We start from the raw sequence: 15,921 nt of genomic DNA on the forward strand, positions 1-15,921 counted from the left end.
ATTTAAAATCCGATTTAATATTTAAATTTAAGTTTACGAATCGGCATTAATACCAATTCAGCTGCAAGGGGTATTGTGGCAAAAACCGCTTGTCGTTTGACCTGTCCGCTCGGGCCTTGCGGCTTTCTGCCTGTCCGGCGGCGGCATAAGTGGTATTGATGTGGGATCGGAGGCGGGGACCCGATGGGACGGCCCGGACCGTCGGGCGGCGTTAAAGCCGGAGCCGCCGGCGGCGGCTCCGGGCGTGCGATCTATCTGGCGCCGCCGCTGTTCACGTCCAGCGCATAGCTGTAGCCCTTGTAGCCGTCGTTCAGGTAGACGCGGTTGGCGGTGACGCTGCGCACCGGCGTGATGTGCACGATGCGTTGCCGCTGGCTGATCATGCCGATGCGTACGGCCTTGGAGGCGGCGTTGACTTTCTGCGCCAGCTTGTACGGCCAATTGCTCGCGAGGCCGGCGACGGCGTCCAGCTCGACGCGGTGCCGCTCGGCATCGTGGCCCCGGTTGTCGAATACGCGCAGCGTGACGCTGCTGCCGGCCGGCAGGTTCTCGTGCGCGATGATGTCGCCGATTTCCCGCCACGGATTGCTCAGCGGCAGTCCGGTATCGTTGCTGAAACGGACGTCGGAACAGGAGTAGAACGCCTCTTCGCTGTCGGAGCGCTTCCAGACGACGAAGATGATGTGCTGGCCGGTCTTGCCGGTCGGCAGCTTCATCGTCATGTGGTAACGCCTGCCGGCGTCCTGCGGCGGGTTGCCGTTATAGCTGCCGAACAGCTGCAGGTCCGACCACCTCAGCGGCATCGTCGGGTTCCATCCGTTCCGGGTGACGTAGAACCGGAAGTACTTGGTGGCGTGCGGGGAGGTGGCCTTGTAGACGAACTCGTACTCGCCGGCGGCGTCCGGCACGATGGGCGTGCTGCGCCAGTCGCTGCGGGCCAGATTGAAACCCTTGAACTCGGACTTGCCGCCGCCGCACAGCGTGCCGTCCGGCACCGCCGCCTGATGGTTGTCGCCGTAAGGGGTCTGGTTGATGGCGTTCCAGTCGTACATCGCCTGGGCGCCGCCGATGCGCCTGGCTTCCTGGCAGGCGGCCGACTTCGGCGCTTCCGGGCCTTCCAGGTAGCAGCTGTAGACGCGGTTGACCGGAATTTCCATCGTGCCGTGGGCCCACAGCGGAGCGTTCAGGCAACTCAGGGCCATGGTGAGGGGAAGATGCCAATGCCGTTTCATGATCACTCCTTTGTCTATCGATGCCAATGCACCGCCATCAGTCGGAATCGACGGCTTGTTGTCGCGCCGATGATGTAAAGGCCTCCTTCCGTCCTTCCTTTATGTCGTAAAGCCGTTTCTTGCGTACCCGCTCGAAATCTGGATCCGTTTCGGCCGCCCGGCTCGCTATCGCGCAATTTTCCGAATATTCCTAGCCCGGCGGCCCTGGCGGAATGTCCCGATCGGATTTGTCGCTTTGTTGCCATGCGCCATGGGCGAACGGCCGCCTGGGCGATAATTGGTATTGACGTGGTATTAATGTGGTATTACCGTTCGGCTGGTAGCGAGACTATTACGACGCAGGCTGTCCTGCCGCCGGATGCCGGCGATGCCGGACTCGGCTTACACTGCGGTTTTCAGACCACTTGCAGACGATCATGGAAAACCGCTGGCAAGCATTGAAACCCGATGAAAACCTGAGCACGCCGCTCTATCTGCAGCTGTCGCGCAAGCTGGCCGACGCGATCAACGCCGGCTGGTGGCAGGCGGACGAGGCGCTGCCGTCGGAGCGAACGTTCTCGGAAGAACTGGGCATTTCGCGTGTGACCGCGCGCAAGGCGATGGATGTGCTGCTGGAGCAGGGCATGATCCGCCGGCGCCAGGGATCGGGCACCTTCATCACGCCCAGGCTGGAGCAGCCGCTGTCGCGGCTGACCGGCTTCACCGAGCAGCTGAGGCTGCGCGGCTTCGTGCCGTCGTCGGTGTGGCTGGAGCGCGGGGTGTTCCCGCCGAGCAACGAGGAAGTGATCAAGCTGGGGCTGTCGCCGACCTCGATGGTGGCGCGGCTGAAGCGCCAGCGCCTCGCCGACGGCGTGGTGATGGCGATAGAGATGAGCACGCTGCCGGTCGCCTACCTGCCCGACCCGCAGACGGTGGGCACATCGCTGTACGCCCATCTGGACGCGGCGGGACATTCGGTGGTTCGGGCCTTGCAGCACATCCGGGCGGTGAACGCCTCGGGCGACGTCGCCACGCTTGCCGGCATCCGGCCGGGCGAGGCGATGCTGCTGATCACCCGCATAGGCTTCAACGCCGACAACGCGGCGATCGAACTGACCGATACGTATTGCCGCAACGACTATTACGATTTTGTAGCCGAACTGAAACGATGACCCAGACCCAGACCTTGCAGGGCCGCATCCTGACCGCCTCCGGCTGGATGGATGGCGCCGTGCGCCTGGCGGCCGACGGCCGCATCGCAGCGATAGACGCCCGGCTGGCGTCGGGCCGGCAGCCCGAGCGCTATATCGTGCCCGGCTTCATCGACCTGCACGTGCACGGCGGCGGCGGCGTGGACATCATGGAGGGCGGCGATGCCGTCTCCCATGTCGCCCGCCTGCACGCGCGCTTCGGCACCACCTCCTTGCTGGCCACCACGATGACCGCGCCGCCGGATGAAATCTCCCGCGTGCTGGCGGACATCGGCCGTTGCAGCAAGGCGCGCGCGCCGGCCGGCGCCCGCGTGCTCGGCGTGCACCTGGAAGGTCCGTACATCAATCCGGGCAAGTTGGGCGCCCAGCCCGACGACGCCTGCCGGGCGGCGATGGCGCAGATAGACGGCTACCGCGCGCTGGCGCCGATCTCGCTGATTACCTTGGCGCCGGAAATACCGGGCCACCTCGACATCATCCGCGAACTCAGCGGACAGGGCGTCCGGATGCAGATGGGCCATACCCTCGGCAGCTATGAGGAGGCGGTGGCCGCGCTGGAGCAGGGCGCCTCCGGCTTCACCCACCTTTTCAACGCGATGACCGGTCTGCATCACCGTCAGCCGGGCGTCGTCGGCGCGGCGCTGGCGCACGCAGAGTACGCCGAGCTGATACCCGATCTGCTCCATGTCCATCCGGGCGCGATCCGCACCGCGTTGCGCGCGATCCCGCGCCTCTATTGCGTCACCGATTCCACCGCCGCCGCCGGCATGCCGGACGGCGAATACAAGCTGGGCTCGCATTCGGTGACCAAATGCATGGGCGGCGTCAGGCTGGCCGACGGCACGCTGGCCGGCAGCACGCTGACGATGGACCAGGCGCTGCGCAATCTGGTGAAGATAGGCCTGCCGCTGGCCGACGCCTCGCACCGGCTGTCGCTGTATCCGGCCGACTACCTCGGTCTCGCCGACCGCGGCCGGCTGGCCGAGGGCGCCTGGGCCGACATTGTGGTGTTGGACGCCGAACTGAATCTGCAGCAAGTCTACGTTGAGGGAGAAGAGATTGGCCTCGTTGATGCTTGAGGAAGCGCTGTATTCCGCCGAGGCGGTGTCGGCGCAGCATATATACGCCGATGACGGCCTGGCCGCGCTGGGGCGCGAGCTCGGCCGCATCCGCCCGCGGCTGGCGCTGACCGTCGCCCGCGGCAGCTCCGACCACGCCGCCAGCTATTTCGCCTATCTGGTGATGCAGCGGCTGGGGATCCCGGTCGTGTCGCTGCCGATGTCGCTGCTGACGCTGCACCGCTCGCCGCTGGCGGTCGACGGTCAGCTGGCCGTCGCGCTGTCGCAGTCCGGCCAGAGTCCGGACCTGGTCGACACGATGAAGGCCTTGTCCGCCGCCGGCGCCCACACGGTGGCGCTGGTCAACAAGCAGCAGTCGCCGCTGGCCGAGGCCTGCGACTGGGCGGTGCCCCTGTGCGCCGGCGAGGAAAAGAGCGTCGCCGCCACCAAAAGCTATATCACCGCGCTGTCGGCCGTCGCCCGCCTGGTCGCCCACTGGCAGGCCGACGACAAGCTGCTTTCCGCGCTGGCCAGTCTGCCGCAGCGTCTGCAGGACGCCGCCGCGCAGGACTGGTCGGCCGCGATAGACGTGCTGAAGCCGGCCGAGCGCATCATGGTGGTCGGCCGCGGCCTGGGCTTCGCGGTGGCGCTGGAGGCGGCGCTGAAGTTCAAGGAAACCTGCGCGATCCAGGCGGAGGCCTTCTCCGGCGCCGAGATCAAGCACGGTCCGATGGCCTTGATCGACGACGGCTATCCGCTGCTGATCTTCGCGCCGCGCGGCCCGGAGCAGCAGGGCCTGATCGCCCTGGCGGACGAAATGCGCGGTCGCGGCGCGCGCGTGCTCCTGGCCGCGCCGGACAATGTGGGCAGCCGCGATCTGACGTTGTCGGTGGCCGACGACGAGGCGCTGGATCCGCTGCTGGCGATACAGAGCTTCTATCTGATGGCGGCCCGCCTGTCCGAGGCGCGCGGCCTGAATCCCGACCTGCCGCGCCATCTGTCCAAGGTGACCCGGACCCGCTAGGCGCGGTCGCCGGAAAACAACAAGAAAGCAAGGACGCTCGATGACCACAACGCTAGAGCTGCTGGCGCCGTTCTCCGGCCCGGCCATTCCGCTGGAGCGCGTGCCCGATCCGGTGTTCGCCGGCCTGATGATGGGGGACGGCCTGGCCGTCGAACCGATGTCGTCGACGCTGCTGGCGCCCTGTCAGGGCACGGTCGGCCAACTGGCCCGCACCGGCCACGCGCTGACGCTGATCGCCGACGGCGGCGTCGAGGTGCTGATCCATATCGGCATCGACACCGTCAAGCTGGCCGGGCAGGGTTTCCGCCCGCTGGTCGCCGTCGGCGACCGGGTGGAGGCCGGCCAGCCGCTGGTCGAGGTGGATCTGGACGCGGTGGCGCGCCGCGCGCCGTCGCTGCAGACCATGGTCGTCGTCGCCGACGCCGAGCGATTCCGTTTTTCCGCCCGCGCGCAAGGCCTGCTCGAGGCGGGCCGCTCGGTCTTGCTGACGCTGACGGCCAGCGAGGCCGCGTCCGCCGAAGAGTCCGCCGGCGGACCGGAGCGCCTGGGCGAGGCGGTGGTGCGTCACGAGGGCGGCCTGCACGCGCGGCCGGCGGCTCGGGTGCAGCAGGCGGCCAAGGCCTACGCGTCGGAGATCGTCGTCGAATTCGACGGCAAGCAGGCGAACGCGCGCAGCGTGATGGCGCTGATGGGCCTGGGCGTGTCCGAACGCGACACGGTGGCGGTCCGCGCCCGCGGTGCCGACGCCGAGGCGGCGTTTGCCGCCGTCGTCGCCGCGTTGGAAACCCATAGCGCGGCCGGCCATGCGCCGGCCGCCGCCATCGCCGCGCCGGCCGTGGCGGGCCGCCTCGCCGGCGTCGCCGCGGCCCCGGGCCTGGCCATAGGCCGGGTGGTCAGGCTGGACGTCTTCGAGATGGCGCTGCCGGAGGCCGGCGCCGGCGCCGAGGCCGAGCGGGAACGGCTGGGCGAGGCGCTGTGCGCGGTGCGCGAGCGGGTCCAGCACGGCATAGACGCCGCGCTGAGGCGCGGCGCCACCGCGGAAAGCGATATCTTCGCCGCCCATCTGGCGCTGCTGGACGATCCCGAGCTGCTGGCGGCCTCCGAGCGGGGCATAGACAGCGGCGCCAGCGCCGGCCTGGCCTGCCGCCTGGCCATCCGCGCGCAGTGCGCGGTGCTGGCCGGCCTCGGCAATCAGCTGCTGGCCGAGCGGGTGGCCGATCTGAAGGACATCGAGCGCCAGCTGCTGGTGGCGATGTACGGCGAGCCGGAGCGGGAACCGGCCTTGTTCGACGCCTCCATCCTGGTGGCCGAGGACCTGGCCCCGTCGGAACTGACCCGGCTGCCGCGAGCCAAGGTGGCCGGCATCGTCACCGCCGCCGGCGGCGCCAGCGGCCATGTCGCGATACTGGCGCGCGCGCTGGGCATCCCGGCTCTGGTGGCCTGCGGCGTGGACGCGCTGTCGCTGGCGCCGGGCCAGGCCTTGATCCTCGACGCCCGCGCCGGGCTGGTCAATCCGCAGCCTAGCGCCGCCGAACTGGACGCCGCCGCCGCCGAGATCGAGCGGCTGGCCGCGCGCGAGCGCGCGCTGCAGGCCTCGGCCAAGGCGCCGGCGATCACGCTGGACGGCGCGGCGATCGAGGTGGCGGTGAATATCGCCAATGCCGACGACGCCCGGGAAGGCGTCGCCCACGGCGCCGACGCCGTCGGCCTGTTGCGCACCGAATTCCTGTTCATAGACCGCCGCGAGGCGCCGACCGAGGACGAGCAGGCCGAAGCCTACCAGGCGGTGCTGGACGCGTTGGACGGCCGCCACGCCATCATCCGCACGCTGGATGTCGGCGGCGACAAGGACGTGCCCTATCTGCAACTGCCGCCGGAGCCGAATCCGGCGCTGGGCCTCAGGGGCATACGCACCGGCTTCGCCTATCCGGACATGCTGGATGCCCAGCTGCGCGCGCTGCTGCGGGTCAGGCCGCTGTCGCGGCTGCGCATCCTGGTGCCGATGATTGCCGACGTCGGCGAACTGATACGGCTGCGCGAGCGCATCGCGGCGCTGGCCGACGAAATGGGACTAGCCGAGCGGCCGCAGCTGGGCGTGATGATAGAAGTGCCGTCGGCGGCGCTGCTGGCCGACCAGCTGGCCAGACATGCCGACTTCCTGTCGATAGGCAGCAACGATCTGACCCAGTACACGCTGGCGATGGACCGCTGCAACGCCGCGCTGGCCGCCCGGATAGACGCCTTGCATCCGGGCCTGCTGCGGCTGATCGCCATCGCCGTCGACGGCGCGAGCAAGCACGGCAAGTGGGTCGGCGTCTGCGGCGCGATGGCGTCGGACCCCCAGGCGGTGCCGGTGCTGATCGGCCTCGGCGTCGCCGAGCTGTCGGTCAGCCCGCGGCTGGTGCCGGAAGTGAAGAATCTGGTGCGCGGCCTGTCGCTGCAGCAATGCCGCGGCGAGGCCGAGCGCCTGCTGGCGCTGAATTCGGCGCAGGCGGTGCGCGCGCGGATAGCGGAGTTGTGGCCTGCTGCCTGAGGCCGGCTTGAGGAAGCGTTGCGATGTGCGGGAGCCGCCGGGGGACACGGCGGCCCCATCTAACCTGGGAGAGACGTGTGAGTACACTGAACAAATTCGCCGGCATACAGCAGCTGGGGCGCGCCCTGATGCTGCCTATCGCCGTATTGCCGGTGGCCGGCCTGCTGCTGCGGCTGGGCCAGCCCGACCTGCTGGGCATCAAGATCATGGCCCAGGCCGGCGACGCCATCTTCGGCAATCTGGCGCTGATCTTCGCCATCGGTGTCGCGGTCGGCTTCGCCAAGGACAATAACGGCACTTCCGGCCTCGCCGGCGCCATCGGCTACCTGGTGCTGACCGCGGTGCTGAAGGTGCTGGACGACAAGATCAATATGGGCGTGCTGTCCGGCATCCTGTCCGGCCTGGTCGCGGGATATCTGTACAATCGCTACAAGGACATCAAGCTGCCCAGCTACCTGGCCTTCTTCGGCGGCAAGCGCTTCGTGCCCATCGTCACGGGCTTTGGCATGCTGGTGCTGGGGGCGGTTCTCGGCTACGTCTGGCCGCCGGTGCAGCATGGCATTGACTCTGTGGGCAAATGGCTGATCGCTACCGGCGAGGTGGGCGTGTTCTTCTACGGCGTGCTCAACCGCATCCTGATCGTCACCGGCCTGCACCATATCCTGAACAACATCGTGTGGTTCCAGGTCGGCGACTTCACCACCGCCGCCGGCAAGCTGGTCCATGGCGACCTGACCCGTTTCTTCGCCGGCGACAAGACTGCCGGCATGTTCATGGCCGGCATGTTCCCGGTGATGATGTTCGGCCTGCCGGCCGCCTGCCTGGCGATGTACCGCACCGCCAAGCCGGAAAACCGCGCGGCCGTCGGCGGCCTGCTGTTCTCGATGGCGCTGACCGCGATGCTGACCGGCGTCACCGAGCCGGTCGAGTTCGCCTTCATGTTCCTGGCTCCGGTGCTCTACGGCATCCACGCCGTACTGACGGGCCTCTCGATGGCCGTCATGCAGATGCTGGGCGTGAAACTGGGCTTCGGCTTCTCTGCCGGCTTGTTTGACTATGTCATCAACTATGGCATTGCCACCAAGCCTTTGCTGCTGCTGCCCGTGGGCGCGGTCTACTTTGCCGTCTACTATGCCTTGTTCGTGTTCTTCATCCGCAAGTTCGATCTGAAGACGCCGGGCCGCGAGGATGTTGCGGTGGCGGTGGCCGCCGTCGGCGCCGGCACCGGCCGCGCGCGCGCCTTCATCGCCGCGCTCGGCGGCGCAGGCAATCTGAAGTCGGTCGATGCCTGCACCACCCGTCTGCGCCTGCAGGTCGCCAGCAACGACAAGGTCGACGAGGCCGCGCTGAAGGCGCTGGGCTCGCGCGGCCTGATCAGGCCGGCCGCCGGCAGCGTGCAGGTGGTGCTGGGACCGGAGGCCGACCTGATCGCCGACGAGATCCGCGGCGCGCTCGGCGCCGCGGCAGGCGAAGCGGCGCCCGTCGCGGCCGCGGTCGCCGCAGCCGCTCCTGCTGCGATAGACAAGGCCAGCTGGCTGGCGGCCCTCGGCGGCGCCGACAATGTGCGCAAGGTAGAGGCGGTCGCCGGCAGCCGGCTGCGCGTCGAGGTGGCCGACGCCGCCCGCGTCGACCAGGACGCGCTGCAGCGGCTGGGCGCCAGCGGCGTCGCCGCCTTGTCGGCCAATCTGCTGCATGTGGCGCTGCAGGTCGACGCCGGCCCCTATGCCGCCGTTTTGCAGGGCTGAGGCGGTCAAAGCGCAAACTATTGATGTAACGAGTTGATTACATCGGCAAATGGGTGGAAAGTGACAGCGCAAGGCCGAAAACGTCCTTGCGCTGTTTTGTTTCGGCGCGCGCCCCATCGCTTAGGCGCCGCCGGACGGCAGCCGCCAAATTCGCTTTTTCGATGGCGCGGGCCCGGCCGTCGAATCGTTCATCGAGCAGTCACAAGCTGACAAGGAGACTTCAATCATGGCTATCAAAGTCGGTATCAACGGTTTCGGCCGTATCGGTCGCATGGCACTGCGCGCGATCGCCAAGGATTTTCCCGAGATCGAAGTGGTTGGCATCAACGATCTGCTCGATCCGGAATACCTGGCCTACATGCTGAAGTACGATTCGGTGCACGGCCGCTTCCCCGGCGAGGTCAAGGTCGACGGCAGCACGCTGCTGGTCAACGGCAAGCGCATCCGCCTGAGCGCCGAGAAGGACCCGGCCCAGCTGAAGTGGAACGAAGTCGGCGCCGACATCGTCATCGAATGCACCGGCCTGTTCCTGACCGAGGAAAGCTGCCGCAAGCACATCGAAGCCGGCGCGAAGAAAGTGGTGCAGTCCGCGCCGTCCAAGGACGACACGCCGATGTTCGTCTACGGCGTCAACCATCACAAATACGCCGGCGAAGCCGTCGTCTCCGCCGCCTCCTGCACCACCAACTGTCTGGCGCCGGTGGTCAAGGTGCTGAACGACAACTGGGGCATCAAGCGCGGCCTGATGAGCACCGTGCACGCCGCCACCGCCACGCAGAAGACCGTGGACGGCCCGTCGTCGAAGGACTGGCGCGGCGGCCGCGGCATCCTGGAGAACATCATCCCGTCGTCGACCGGCGCCGCCAAGGCCGTCGGCAAGGTGATCCCGGAACTGAACAAGAAGCTGACCGGCATGGCCTTCCGTGTGCCGACTTCCGACGTGTCCGTGGTCGACTTGACCGTGGAGCTGGAGAAGGAAGCCGACTACGCCGACATCTGCAAGGCGATGAAGGCCGCCGCCGACGGCGAACTGAAGGGCGTGCTGGGCTACACCGACGAGAAAGTGGTGTCGACCGACTTCGTCGGCAACACCGCGCTGTCCACCTTCGATGCCGACGCCGGCATCGCGCTGGACAAGACCTTCATCAAGGTCGTCGCCTGGTACGACAACGAATATGGCTACACCTGCAATATGCTGCGCTTCGTCAAGCACGTGGCGGGGTGAGCCAAGCGCATCAAGGGAGAGTTGTTCTCTGTTCCGGCCGGCGTCCGCAAGGACCCCGGCCGTTTTTTTATCAGTCGACGTCGGCCAGCGCCGGCATGCGCGGCGGCACCGGCGTGTCGATGATGATGGAGGTCTTGGTGTCGCCGAATTGCATCAGTCGCGCGATCAGCGCCTGCAGCGACGTCATCGTGTCGACCGCCACCTTGATCATCAGACCGCTGGTGCCGGTGATGGACGCGCATTCGATCACTTCCGGTGTGTTGCGGATCTCGTCTATCACCAAGTAGTACTCGAGGTGCTTGACTGTCAATTCGATCAGGCAGGATATCGGCAGGCCGACGCGGCTGGGATCGATGCGGGCGTGGTAGCCGGCGATGACGCCGGACTGTTCCAGCTTGGCTACGCGGTCGGCCACCGCCGGCGCCGACAGGTTCACCCGGCGGGCCAGTTCGGCGAAGCTGATCCTGGCATTTTCGTGCAGTGCGACAAGGATTTTGCGATCGAATCTATCCATATTTCGAATCGAAGGTGTAATCGATAAATAAAGATCGATAGTAAGGCAAAATTGGGAAAAATCCTATCGTTTGTCTGCCTGCGTAGCGGTGTTGCTACGTAGAATGCAGCCCGTATCTGGAACAAGCGGCATGTCCCGCCGTTTGCTCCGCTCCAAGATTGGTTGCGGATGAGTCGTGTCATTCGACCCCCCTCATTTGAGACTGTCCTGGTGATCTCTTTGTCCCTGGTCTCTTGTCAGATCAATGTTTTTGACGACGACCATTCCGGGTCTGCCTATACGGCGGGCCCGTTTTTTTTGTCTGGATTCCATCGCGTCGGTGTTGCACAATCGCGCGTCCGCGCTTCCAAGACATGTCATATTAGTGTCATCTAGCGTTTGTATCCTTGCCACAAAATCAAACCGAGGATAGCCGCATGGCCGCCAACATCTTGCTTGTCGAAGACGAACCTGCGATTCAGGAGCTGATCGCCTTCAACCTGGCCCAGGCCGGCCACCACGTGCTGCGCGCCGGTACCGCCGAGGCGGCGCTGACGCTGGTGAGGAACGCGCTGCCCGACCTGGTGCTGCTGGACTGGATGCTGCCCGGCGCCAGCGGCGTCGACGTCGCCAAGCGCCTGCGCGCCGACGAGCGCACCCGCCACATCCCCATCATCATGCTGACCGCGCGCTCGGACGAGCAGGACAAGATCGTCGGCCTGGAAACCGGCGCCGACGACTACATCACCAAGCCGTTCTCGCCGCGCGAACTGTTGGCCCGCATCAAGGCCGTGCTGCGCCGCCGCGCGCCGCAGATGACCGACGACGCCGTCGATGTGCAGGGCCTCAGGCTGGACCCGGTGACCCACCGCGTCACCGGCCACGGCAATGTCATCGATCTCGGCCCGACCGAGTTCCGCCTGCTGCATTTCTTCATGACCCACCCGGAGCGCGTCCATTCCCGCGCCCAGCTGCTGGACCAGGTGTGGGGCGACCACGTCTTCGTCGAGGAGCGCACCGTCGATGTGCACATCCGCCGGCTGCGCAGCGCGCTGGAGGGCACCCAGCACGACGGCCTGATCCAGACCGTGCGGGGCACCGGCTACCGCTTCTCCGTGCAGCAGTAATGCGCGAACTATTGCAAAGGACCGCGTTGTGGCTGGCGGCCATCGTCGTCGTCTCCGGCGGCTTCTGGGCGCTGGGGTCGGCGACCGACGCGCTGCTGGCGCTGGCGATCGCGCTGGGCGGCTGGCTGGCCTTCAATCTGTATCACCTGGCCCTGCTGCTGCGCTGGCTGCGTCATCCGGTGGCGGAACGGGTGCCGGACGGCTTCGGCGTCTGGCACAACGTCTTCATGACGCTGTACCGGACCATGCGCAACCAGAGCCAGAGCAAGAAGAAGCTGACCCACGCGCTGGAGCGCTTCATCAACGCCGGCGAGGCGATGCCGGACGGCGTGGTGGTGCTGGACGAGTTCGACCGCATCGAGTGGGTGAATCCGATGGCGGTCGAACACCTGGGGCTGGACCGCAAGCGCGATGTCGGCAACCAGATCCTGAACCTGATCCGCCAGCCGTCCTTCCACGGCTACATGAAGAACGCCAGCTTCAGCCAGCCGCTGACGCTGAGCTTCAGCCAGCCGCGCGAGCTGGTGATCTCGCTGCAGCTGGTGCCGTTCGACTCCACCCGCAAGCTGTTGCTGACGCGCGACATCACGCAGATGGAGCGGGTGCAGACCGTGCACCGCGACTTCGTCGCCAACGTCTCGCACGAGCTGCGCACGCCGCTGACGGTGGTCGGCGGCTTCCTGGAGACGCTGGGCGACATGGAGGAGGTCGATGAACGCACCTTCCGCCAGTTCCTGCCGATGATGATGGAGCAGTCGCGCCGGATGCAGAGCCTGGTCGAGGATCTGCTGACGCTGTCGCGGCTGGAGAACAGCCCGAAGGCGGTCAACGCCGAAAAAGTCGACATGTGCGACATGTTGGACACGCTGATGGTGGAGGCCGAAGGCCTGTCGCACGGCCGTCACCAGGTCAAGCTGCTGCGCAACTGCGATTGCGGCCTGTGGGGCAGCGGGCAGGAACTGCATTCCGCCTTCGGCAACTTGGTGTCGAACGCGGTGCGCTATACGCCGGAAGGCGGCAGCATCACGCTGTCCTGGCAGGACGAGGGCGAGCAGTTGCGCTTCTCGGTCACCGACACCGGCATCGGCATCCCGCGCGAGCATATCCCGCGGCTCACCGAGCGCTTCTACCGCGTCGACCGGGGACGCTCGCGCGGCAGCGGCGGCACCGGCCTCGGCCTGGCCATCGTCAAGCACGTGCTGGCGCGCCATCACGCGCGGCTGGAGATACGCAGCGAGCCGGACAAGGGCAGCACCTTCAGCGCGGTGTTCCCGCGCGAGCGGCGCAACGACAGCCAGGCCGCCTGATCCGGCGCAAGCCGCCGCGACAATTCCCTTGGCGCGGCGGGCCTGCCGCGCTACGATGTCTGTCTTTATCTCAAGCAATTCCCTGGACGCATCACCATGAATCGACTGCAAGCCATCCGCCCGTTCGGCCAGCGCATCTGGCTGGACAATCTGTCCCGCGAACTGATCTCCTCCGGCGAGTTGTCGCGCCTGCTGGCCGATGACGGCATCGCCGGCGTGACCTCCAATCCGGCCATCTTCTACAAGGCGATCAGCTCCGACGCGAGCTACCAGGGCGAGCTGGCCGTGCTGAAGCGGGACGCCTCGCTATCCGCCGAGGCGCGGTACGAAAAGCTGGTGGTCGCCGATATCCAGGCCGCCTGCGACCTGCTGCTGCCGCAGTACGAGGCCAGCCAGGGCAACGACGGCTACGTCAGCCTGGAAGTGTCGCCGGAGCTGTCGCGCGACGAGGCCGGTACGCTGGCCGCCGCGCGCCGGCTGTGGGCCGAGATCGGCCGCGCCAACGCGATGATCAAGATCCCGGCCACGGCCGAAGGCATCCGCGCCTTCCAGACGCTGACCCGCGAAGGCGTCAACGTCAACATCACGCTGCTGTTCTCGCTGCCGCAGGTGGAGGCGGTGTGGGACGCCTACATCGCCGGCCTGTCCGCGCGACTGGCCGACGGCCGGCCGGTGGCCGGCGTCAAGGCGGTGGCCAGCTTCTTCCTGTCGCGCGTCGACAGCCTGCTGGATCCGCAGCTGGCCGAGCCGCACAAGGGCAAGGTGGCGATCGCGCTGTCCAAGGCCGCGTACGCCCGTTACCAGGAACGCTTCCACGGCGAGGAATTCGCCAGGCTGCGCGCCGCCGGCGCCCGTCCGCAATTCCTGCTGTGGGCGTCGACCGGCACCAAGAACGCCGCCTACCGCGACGTGCTGTATGTCGAGAGCCTGATCGGCGACGAAACCGTCAATACCGTGCCGGACGCGACGATGGCCGCCTTCCGCGACCACGGCGAAGCCGCGCTGACGCTGCCGACGGACATCGATCAAGCCAAGGCGCTGCTGGTGGCGGTGGAGGCCGCCGGCGTCGATCTGGCCGCCGCCGGCGAAAAGCTGCAGCAGGACGGCCTGAAGCTGTTCGAGGACGCCTTCGCCGAACTGCTGAAGCTGACGGCTTGATGCCGCCCCGCTGCGAATGAGGACGGAAACGGGTTGTCGGCGCGAGCCGGCAACCCGTTTTGCATCGCCGGCGGATTCAGTCGGCCTGCTGGCGGCGGCGCGCCATATTGGCGCCCGCCTGGCGCAGCTCGTCGGCGTTTAGCGCGCTGGCGGCGGTGGGGAAGAGCCAGGCCTCCTCGGCGGCGGCGTGTTCGCGGTACTGGCGGGCGAACTCCTGCAGCTCGACGTGGCTGATCTGCCGGATGCGGCCGTCGCGCAAGGACATCAGGTCGTCGCGGATCGCGTTCCAGCAGGAGTGCAGATAGCCGTGCTCGGCCGATAACTGCTCCAGCCGCGGAACGGCGGTGGGGACGCGCTGTTCTATCAGCGGGAACAGCTCCTCCTCTTCGTCGGTATGATGGGCCGGTCCGGCGAGGTCGAAGTAGCGCACCACGTCGTCTATCGTGTTGCGCGCCGCCTCGTCGATGCCGTGCTGCTCGATGTAGGGCGGCAGTTTGTCCAGCTGATCGCAGAAGCGGCGTATCTTGTCGTGGCAGGCCAACAGCATTTCCAGCGGCTGTTCGAAGCTGGGGGCGGTGGCGCCGCCCAGGGTGTCGAGCGTGAGCATGAGTGGTCTCCTGCATGGGGGTCGGCATGATTGTGCCGCACGGTGCAAACCTTGGACATGACGCGCCTCAAGTGCAGGCCGTCCGCCACACAGGCGGCCGCACGCGGCCGCAAGTTCTTGATTGATACCGCTTTGCGCGATGGAACACAAGCCGGATTTGTACGCGTGGGCCCGGCTTTTCGATGACGGGGGCGTAATGGATTTGCCTTTTGAAGTGAAGGACTTGGACCTCGGCGACGCGGCGCTGGCGCAGCGGGCCTTGCAACTGCAGCTGGATGCGCACCGGCTGGAGGTGGAGTGGCTGGACTATCCGGGCCTGCCGGTATTGTGGCCAGATCTGGCGGCGTTGCATTCTTGCCGCGACCGCATCCTGGCGGTCTTCGACGGCGATGCGCTGCGCGGCCTGCTGGTGACCTCGCGCCGGCTGGACGGCGGCATGCACATCGAGCGCACGGTGGTGGACCCTGGCCATCTGGGCGAGGGCTGGGGCTATCGCCTGCTGAACCACGCGCTGCAGGGGGAGAGCAGCGTCAGCGTCGACACCGCCGAAGTCAACAGCGCGGCGATCTCGCTGTATCACAAGGCCGGCTTCGTGCTGGCCCAGCGCTGGAACACCACCGACGGCCTGATGCTGTGGCGGCTGGAATACCGGCCGGCGACGCCGCCGGAGCTGGCGCTGGGCGACGACGGCTGGGTCCAGGGGGCGCGGCAGCTGCCGTCGCCGAACTGCGACGCGCGCGGGCCCGGCTGCGAGCCTGAGCTGCTGGTGATACACAATATCAGCCTGCCGCCTTATCGCTACGGCGGCCCCGGCGTCGAGCAGCTGTTCACCAACCGGCTCGATCCGACCGAGCATCCCTACTATCAAGGCATCCACCAGTTGCGGGTGTCGGCGCACTTCTTCGTCCGCCGCGACGGCCTGCTGCTGCAGTTCGTGCCGGTCGGACAGCGCGCCTGGCATGCCGGCGTCTCCAGCTGGCGCGGCCGCGAGAAATGCAACGATTTCTCGATCGGCGTCGAACTGGAGGGCTGCGACTTCGAGCCGTTCAGCGAGGCGCAGTACCGGACGCTGGCGGCGTTGGCGCGGGCGCTGCGCCGAGGGCTGCCGTCGCTGACGGCGATGACCGGTCACGAGCACATCGCGCCGGGACGCAAGACCGACCCCGGTCCTTGCTTCGACTGGTCGCGCGCCCGCGCCGACATCGGCCTGGACGCGTGAGGG

At 67.2% G+C, this 15,921-nt stretch carries 13 protein-coding genes and 1 pseudogene; 11 read left to right on the forward strand and 3 right to left on the reverse strand.

Annotated features, from left to right (window positions below):
• Positions 1-251: 251 nt before the first annotated feature.
• Complete coding sequence (locus WNM05_RS02645) at positions 252-1,232, reverse strand: lytic polysaccharide monooxygenase (protein ID WP_434632260.1); 981 nt, start codon at positions 1,230-1,232, stop codon at positions 252-254.
• Positions 1,233-1,648: 416 nt separating this feature from the next.
• On the opposite strand from WNM05_RS02645, the gene WNM05_RS02650 reads away from it, so the two are divergent.
• From WNM05_RS02650 to gap, 6 genes are all read left to right on the forward strand, one after another.
• Complete coding sequence (locus WNM05_RS02650; RefSeq protein WP_101710828.1) at positions 1,649-2,383, forward strand: GntR family transcriptional regulator; 735 nt, start codon at positions 1,649-1,651, stop codon at positions 2,381-2,383.
• Positions 2,380-3,501, forward strand: a complete 1,122-nt coding sequence (gene nagA / locus WNM05_RS02655; RefSeq protein WP_434632263.1) for an N-acetylglucosamine-6-phosphate deacetylase — start codon at positions 2,380-2,382, stop codon at positions 3,499-3,501. The genes WNM05_RS02650 and nagA overlap by 4 nt, the downstream gene beginning before the upstream one ends.
• Entirely contained in the window at positions 3,482-4,504 is a 1,023-nt protein-coding gene (locus WNM05_RS02660) for an SIS domain-containing protein (RefSeq protein WP_434632265.1), read from the forward strand. Before nagA ends, WNM05_RS02660 begins: the two co-directional genes overlap by 20 nt.
• A gap of 40 nt (positions 4,505-4,544) precedes the next feature.
• Positions 4,545-7,037, forward strand: a complete 2,493-nt coding sequence (gene ptsP, locus WNM05_RS02665; protein ID WP_434632267.1) for a phosphoenolpyruvate--protein phosphotransferase — start codon at positions 4,545-4,547, stop codon at positions 7,035-7,037.
• Positions 7,038-7,114: 77 nt separating this feature from the next.
• Positions 7,115-8,782: an N-acetylglucosamine-specific PTS transporter subunit IIBC gene (nagE, locus tag WNM05_RS02670; RefSeq protein WP_434632269.1), complete on the forward strand. Its 1,668-nt coding sequence runs from the start codon at positions 7,115-7,117 to the stop codon at positions 8,780-8,782.
• 226 nt (positions 8,783-9,008) lie between these two features.
• Positions 9,009-10,007, forward strand: coding sequence for a type I glyceraldehyde-3-phosphate dehydrogenase (gap, locus tag WNM05_RS02675; protein WP_434632271.1), 999 nt, complete (start codon positions 9,009-9,011; stop codon positions 10,005-10,007).
• 70 nt (positions 10,008-10,077) lie between these two features.
• On the opposite strand, the gene WNM05_RS02680 is transcribed toward gap, so the two are convergent.
• Positions 10,078-10,521: an Lrp/AsnC family transcriptional regulator gene (locus WNM05_RS02680; protein ID WP_434632272.1), complete on the reverse strand. Its 444-nt coding sequence runs from the start codon at positions 10,519-10,521 to the stop codon at positions 10,078-10,080.
• 416 nt (positions 10,522-10,937) lie between these two features.
• On the opposite strand from WNM05_RS02680, the gene phoB reads away from it, so the two are divergent.
• The 3 genes from phoB (at position 10,938) to tal (ending at position 14,092) form a co-directional block, all read left to right on the forward strand.
• Positions 10,938-11,627, forward strand: coding sequence for a phosphate regulon transcriptional regulator PhoB (phoB, locus tag WNM05_RS02685; RefSeq protein WP_101710436.1), 690 nt, complete (start codon positions 10,938-10,940; stop codon positions 11,625-11,627).
• Positions 11,627-12,934 (forward strand): phosphate regulon sensor histidine kinase PhoR, encoded by a 1,308-nt coding sequence (gene phoR, locus WNM05_RS02690; RefSeq protein ID WP_434632275.1) that lies wholly within the window; start codon positions 11,627-11,629, stop codon positions 12,932-12,934. The genes phoB and phoR overlap by 1 nt, the downstream gene beginning before the upstream one ends.
• Positions 12,935-13,030: 96 nt before the next feature.
• Positions 13,031-14,092 (forward strand): transaldolase, encoded by a 1,062-nt coding sequence (gene tal / locus WNM05_RS02695; protein WP_434632277.1) that lies wholly within the window; start codon positions 13,031-13,033, stop codon positions 14,090-14,092.
• Between the two features lie 76 nt (positions 14,093-14,168).
• Here tal and WNM05_RS02700 read toward each other — a convergent pair whose 3' ends face one another.
• Entirely contained in the window at positions 14,169-14,699 is a 531-nt protein-coding gene (locus WNM05_RS02700) for a hemerythrin domain-containing protein (RefSeq protein ID WP_434632279.1), read from the reverse strand.
• 196 nt (positions 14,700-14,895) lie between these two features.
• Here WNM05_RS02700 and WNM05_RS02705 point away from each other — a divergent pair.
• Both WNM05_RS02705 and ampD read left to right on the forward strand, forming a co-directional pair.
• Positions 14,896-15,279, forward strand: a pseudogene (locus tag WNM05_RS02705) (GNAT family N-acetyltransferase); the annotation flags it as partial.
• Positions 15,280-15,327: 48 nt separating this feature from the next.
• Complete coding sequence (ampD, locus tag WNM05_RS02710; protein ID WP_434635116.1) at positions 15,328-15,918, forward strand: 1,6-anhydro-N-acetylmuramyl-L-alanine amidase AmpD; 591 nt, start codon at positions 15,328-15,330, stop codon at positions 15,916-15,918.
• Positions 15,919-15,921 lie beyond the last annotated feature (3 nt).

Origin of the sequence: Chromobacterium sp. CV08 (assembly GCF_051129845.1) — a bacterium.
GTDB lineage: Bacteria > Pseudomonadota > Gammaproteobacteria > Burkholderiales > Chromobacteriaceae > Chromobacterium.

Coding starts and splice junctions, on each gene's coding strand:
- WNM05_RS02645 (WP_434632260.1), bottom strand. CDS start 1,232: ATGAAACGGCATTGGCATCTTCCCCTCACCATGGCCCTGAGTTGCCTG.
- WNM05_RS02650 (WP_101710828.1), top strand. CDS start 1,649: ATGGAAAACCGCTGGCAAGCATTGAAACCCGATGAAAACCTGAGCACG.
- nagA (WP_434632263.1), top strand. CDS start 2,380: ATGACCCAGACCCAGACCTTGCAGGGCCGCATCCTGACCGCCTCCGGC.
- ptsP (WP_434632267.1), top strand. CDS start 4,545: ATGACCACAACGCTAGAGCTGCTGGCGCCGTTCTCCGGCCCGGCCATT.
- gap (WP_434632271.1), top strand. CDS start 9,009: ATGGCTATCAAAGTCGGTATCAACGGTTTCGGCCGTATCGGTCGCATG.
- WNM05_RS02680 (WP_434632272.1), bottom strand. CDS start 10,521: ATGGATAGATTCGATCGCAAAATCCTTGTCGCACTGCACGAAAATGCC.
- phoB (WP_101710436.1), top strand. CDS start 10,938: ATGGCCGCCAACATCTTGCTTGTCGAAGACGAACCTGCGATTCAGGAG.
- phoR (WP_434632275.1), top strand. CDS start 11,627: ATGCGCGAACTATTGCAAAGGACCGCGTTGTGGCTGGCGGCCATCGTC.
- tal (WP_434632277.1), top strand. CDS start 13,031: ATGAATCGACTGCAAGCCATCCGCCCGTTCGGCCAGCGCATCTGGCTG.
- WNM05_RS02700 (WP_434632279.1), bottom strand. CDS start 14,699: ATGCTCACGCTCGACACCCTGGGCGGCGCCACCGCCCCCAGCTTCGAA.
- ampD (WP_434635116.1), top strand. CDS start 15,328: ATGCTGTGGCGGCTGGAATACCGGCCGGCGACGCCGCCGGAGCTGGCG.